This window comes from Parvibaculum sp., from assembly GCF_035511255.1.
GTDB lineage: Bacteria > Pseudomonadota > Alphaproteobacteria > Parvibaculales > Parvibaculaceae > Parvibaculum.
In genome coordinates, this window is record NZ_DATKFR010000310.1 from 1 (window position 1) to 4253 (window position 4253).

The 4253-nt window shown below is 66.6% G+C and carries 5 protein-coding genes and 1 pseudogene; all 6 read left to right on the forward strand.

Annotated features, from left to right (window positions below; all coding sequences use genetic code 11):
* Positions 1–924 (forward strand): acyl-CoA dehydrogenase family protein (locus VMR03_RS12300; RefSeq protein ID WP_325405615.1); only part of this gene is annotated, 924 nt, incomplete at its 5' end.
* 10 nt (positions 925–934) lie between these two features.
* Positions 935–1972: an acyl-CoA dehydrogenase family protein gene (locus VMR03_RS12305; protein ID WP_325405617.1), complete on the forward strand. Its 1038-nt coding sequence runs from the start codon at positions 935–937 to the stop codon at positions 1970–1972.
* A gap of 137 nt (positions 1973–2109) precedes the next feature.
* A complete protein-coding gene (locus tag VMR03_RS12310) occupies positions 2110–2781 on the forward strand; it encodes a nitroreductase (protein WP_325405619.1) in 672 nt (223 codons plus the stop codon).
* 53 nt (positions 2782–2834) lie between these two features.
* Positions 2835–3224 (forward strand): PepSY domain-containing protein, encoded by a 390-nt coding sequence (locus VMR03_RS12315; protein ID WP_325405621.1) that lies wholly within the window; start codon positions 2835–2837, stop codon positions 3222–3224.
* Positions 3225–3227: 3 nt separating this feature from the next.
* Positions 3228–3899 (forward strand): response regulator transcription factor, encoded by a 672-nt coding sequence (locus VMR03_RS12320; protein WP_325405623.1) that lies wholly within the window; start codon positions 3228–3230, stop codon positions 3897–3899.
* Positions 3889–4253, forward strand: a pseudogene (locus VMR03_RS12325) (sensor histidine kinase); the annotation flags it as partial. The gene VMR03_RS12320 and the pseudogene VMR03_RS12325, both read left to right, overlap by 11 nt.

Consider the following 4253-nt stretch of genomic DNA (forward strand, 5'->3'; position numbering starts at 1 on the left):
GCCTTCGAGCGTTATGTGGTGCTCGAGGAAATGCTGGCCGCCGGCGCGCCCGTCGGCGCGCACTGGATCGGCGACCGGCAATCGGGGCCGCTGCTGCTGAATTTCGGCACCGAGGAACAGCGGCAACTGATCCTGCCGAAGGTCGCGCGCGGCGAATGCTATTTCTGCATCGGCATGTCGGAGCCGGATTCGGGGTCCGATCTCGCGGCGACGCGGACGAAGGCCGAGAAGGTCGAGGGTGGTTACAGGGTCAACGGCACCAAGCTCTGGACCTCGGGCGCGCAACACGCGCATTACATGATCGGGCTTTTCCGCACGAGCGCCGACAAGCATACGGGGCTGACGCAGTTTCTGGTCGACCTCAAGAATACGGACGGGATCACGATCCGGCCGATCCGGGACCTCGCGGGCAATGCGCATTTCAACGAGGTGGTGTTTCAGGACGCCTTCGTGCCGGACAACATGCTGGTGGGTTCGGAAGGTTCTGGCTGGGCGCAGGTCGGCGCGGAGCTTGCCTTCGAGCGGTCCGGGCCGGAGCGCTATCTGTCGAGCTTCCTGCTGATGGTCGAGATAATCCGTGAGCTGCGGAAACGCGGCGGCGCGGAGGGCGCGCGGGAGGTGGGGCATCTGGTTGCGCATCTGGTGACGCTCCGGCAGATGTCGCTCTCGGTCGCGGGCATGCTCGACAAGGGCGAGAACCCGGCGCTCGAAGCCTCGGTCGTGAAAGACCTCGGCGCCGTTTTCGAGCAGGACATGCCGGTGAAGGCGCATGAGTTGCTTGGGATCGCGCCGACGATCGGCGGCGGGAGCGACTATGAAGAGGTGCTTGGGTACCTCACGCAGACCGTGCCGTCCTTCTCGCTCAGGGGCGGCACGCGCGAAATCCTGCGCGGCATCATCGCCCGCGGGCTCGGATTGCGGTGAGGAGAAGGCCATGAACGAAATGCAGACGCTCCTCAACGACAGCATCACGAAGCTGCTCGACGATCTCGTCACCGCCGACACGATCCGGCAGGCGGAAGACGGCGCGTGGCCGGCGGCGCTGTGGGAGGCGCTGGTCGAGAGCGGCATGACGCGCATCCTCGCGCCGGAAGCGCAGGAAGGCGCGGGCGCGACATGGGAAGACGCCTATGTCGTGCTGAAGGCGGCGGGCGCGGCTTCCGCGCCGGTGCCGCTCGCCGAGGCGATCCTGGCGGGCTTCATGCTGGGCCGCGCGGGGATCGCGATCCCCGACGGCGTCGTCACGGTGATGGAAGGCGATTTCACGCTCGAGAACGGGCGGCTTTCCGGCGTCGCGCGGGCGGTTCCCTGGGGACGGAATGCGTCTCACGCGGTGACGCTGGTCGAAAGCGGCTGGGGCGTCGAGACGGTGCTGGCGCCGCTGCACTATGCGCGGATCGAAAAGGGCCAGAACCTTGCGCGCGAGCCGCGCGATACGCTCAGCTTCGATCATGTCGTGGTCGATACGGGCTGGGCCGGCTTGCCGGGCAATGCGGTGAGGCTTTACGGCGCGCTGACGCGGTCGGTGCAGATGGCGGGCGCGCTCGATTATCTCATTCGGCAGTCGGTGCAATATGCGAACGAGCGGACGCAGTTCGGCAAGCCCATCGGCAAGTTCCAGGCGATCCAGCAGCAACTCGCGGTGCTGTCGACGCAGGCCGCCGCCGTCGGCATCGCGGCGGCGCATGCTTCAGCGCGGGCCGATGCGGTGACCTCTGGCGATGCGGCGGCCTTCGAGATCGCGGTGGCGAAAGTCAGGGCCGACGATGCGTCGAGCGTTGCCACCTCGATCGCGCATCAGGTGCATGGCGCGATCGGCTTTACCTATGAGCACGGGCTTCACTTCGCGACGCGGCGGCTCTGGTCGTGGCGGGCGGAGTTCGGCTCGGGCGCGGAATGGGCCGACTGGCTCGGCCGCGAGACGCTGGCGCGGGGCGCGGATGAGCTGTGGCCTTACGTGACGGGACGGTGAAGAGAACGGCTGCGCTCTCCGCTCGCTGTCATCCCGGCCTTGTGCCGGGATCCAGGGGCAACATAGTCGGAGCGAGCGGCCCCTGGATCCCGGGACAAGCCCGGGGTGACGGCAGGTAAAAAAATGGGAGCGACACAGTGAACGTAACCGAAGCCCTGAAGACGCGGATTTCGTGCCGGGCGTTTCTCGACAGACCGGTGCCGGAGGCGACGGTCAGGGCCATTCTCGATGGCGCGAAGTGGTCGCCGTCGGGCGGCAATCTTCAGCCCTGGCACGTCCATGTCGTGACGGGCGCGCGGCTGGCGGAATTCCTCGCGCTGATCGCCGAGAAGCAGAAGACGACGCCCTTCGGCGAGGGGTCGGAATACGACATCTATCCCAAGGACCTGAAGGAGCCCTACAAGTCGCGGCGCTTCAAATGCGGCGAGGACATGTATGCGACGCTCGGCATCGCGCGCGAGGACAAGGCCGGACGGCTGATGCAGTTCGCGCGGAATTTCCGGGCCTTCGATGCGCCGGTCGCGCTCTTCTTCGCCATCGACCGCCAGATGGGGATCGACCAATGGGCCGATCTCGGCATGTTCACGCAGTCCGTCATGCTGATGGCCCGCGAGCACGGGCTCCATACCTGCGCGCAGGAGGCCTGGGCGATCTGGCCGAAGACGATTGCGGAGTTTCTCAACATGCCGCCAGAGCTTATGCTCTTCTGCGGGATGGGATTGGGGTTCATGGACGAGACGGCGCCGATCAACCGGCTCCGCACCGACCGGGCCCCGATGGAGGAATGGGCGAGCTTCTCCGGCTTTTGAGGGGGGACGCCCATTCATCACAGGTTCAGTCTGAAAGGTCTAAACCTCGGGGCATGAAAAGGGCGTTTACATATCTGGCGTCGGCGCTTCTCGTGCCGGCTCTGGCCGTCCTGCTCGCCTCGGGCGGAGCGGGGACGGCGGAGGCCGCGTCATGGGATCGCGAGCTGTCCCATGGCGGCCGGCCGGTCTGGCAATCGGACATGCGCTCCGACCAGAACGACGCGCGCGAGGGCGTGCGGACGGGCCGCATCCAGCCGCTCGGCAAGGTGCTGCGCAAGGTGCATGAGCGCTATCCGGGGCGGCTTCTCGACGCGCAGCTTGTGGACGGCGGCGGCCGTCCGGTCTATCTCATCAAGCTGATGACTCCGGACGGCAATGTCGCCATCGTGTCGGCGGACGCCAGGACCGGCGACATATTGAACTACCGCCAGGGAGGGCGCTGACAGATGCGGCTGCTCGTCGTCGAGGACGATCCCGATCTCAACCGCCAGCTCGTGAGCGCGCTCACGGAGGCGGGCTATGTCGTCGACAAGGCGACGGACGGCGAGGAAGGACACTTCCTCGGCGAGACCGAGCCCTATGACGCGGTGGTGCTCGATCTCGGCCTGCCGGGCATGGACGGCGTGACGATCCTCGAGAAGTGGCGGCGCGAGGGCCGCAAGATGCCGGTGCTGATCCTGACCGCGCGCGACCGCTGGTCGGACAAGGTGGCGGGTTTCGACGCCGGCGCCGACGATTACGTGGCCAAGCCCTTCTTCATGGAAGAGGTGCTGGCGCGCATCCGGGCGCTGCTGCGCCGCGCGACCGGACATGCGACGAGCGAACTCGAATGCGGGCCGCTCCGCGTCGATACGCGGACGTCGCGCGTCACCGTCAACGGCACGGCGGTCAAGCTCACCTCGCTCGAATATCGCCTCGTCGAATATCTCATCCATCATCAGGGCCGGATCATCTCGCGGACCGAACTCGTCGAGCATCTCTACGATCAGGATTTCGACCGCGACTCGAACACGATCGAGGTCTTCATCGGCAGGCTCAGGCGCAAGCTCGGCAAGGACATGATCGAAACGGTGAGGGGCCTCGGCTATCGCCTCGCGGCGCCGGAAGATGCAGCTTAAAAGCCTGCGCCCCAGGGACAGTCTCGCTCTCCGCCTGATCGCGGGCGCGGCGCTCTGGAGCGTCATAGCGCTGGTCGCGGGCGGCCTCATTCTCTCGTCGATCTTCCGGCATTCGGTCGAGAGCTCCTTCGACGCGCGGCTCGAAGTGCTGCTCGGAAGCCTCGTCGCGACGACCGACGTCGACGACAAGCACGAGATCGTGCGCAGCCGCGACCTCAACGAGACGCGCTTCGACTTCGCCTATTCGGGCTGGTACTGGCAGATCGCGCCGATCGCGCAGCGGCTGGCGCTCCGGTCGCGCTCGCTCTTCGACCAGTCGATCGACCTTTCGACCTCGACGGGCGTGACGCGCGA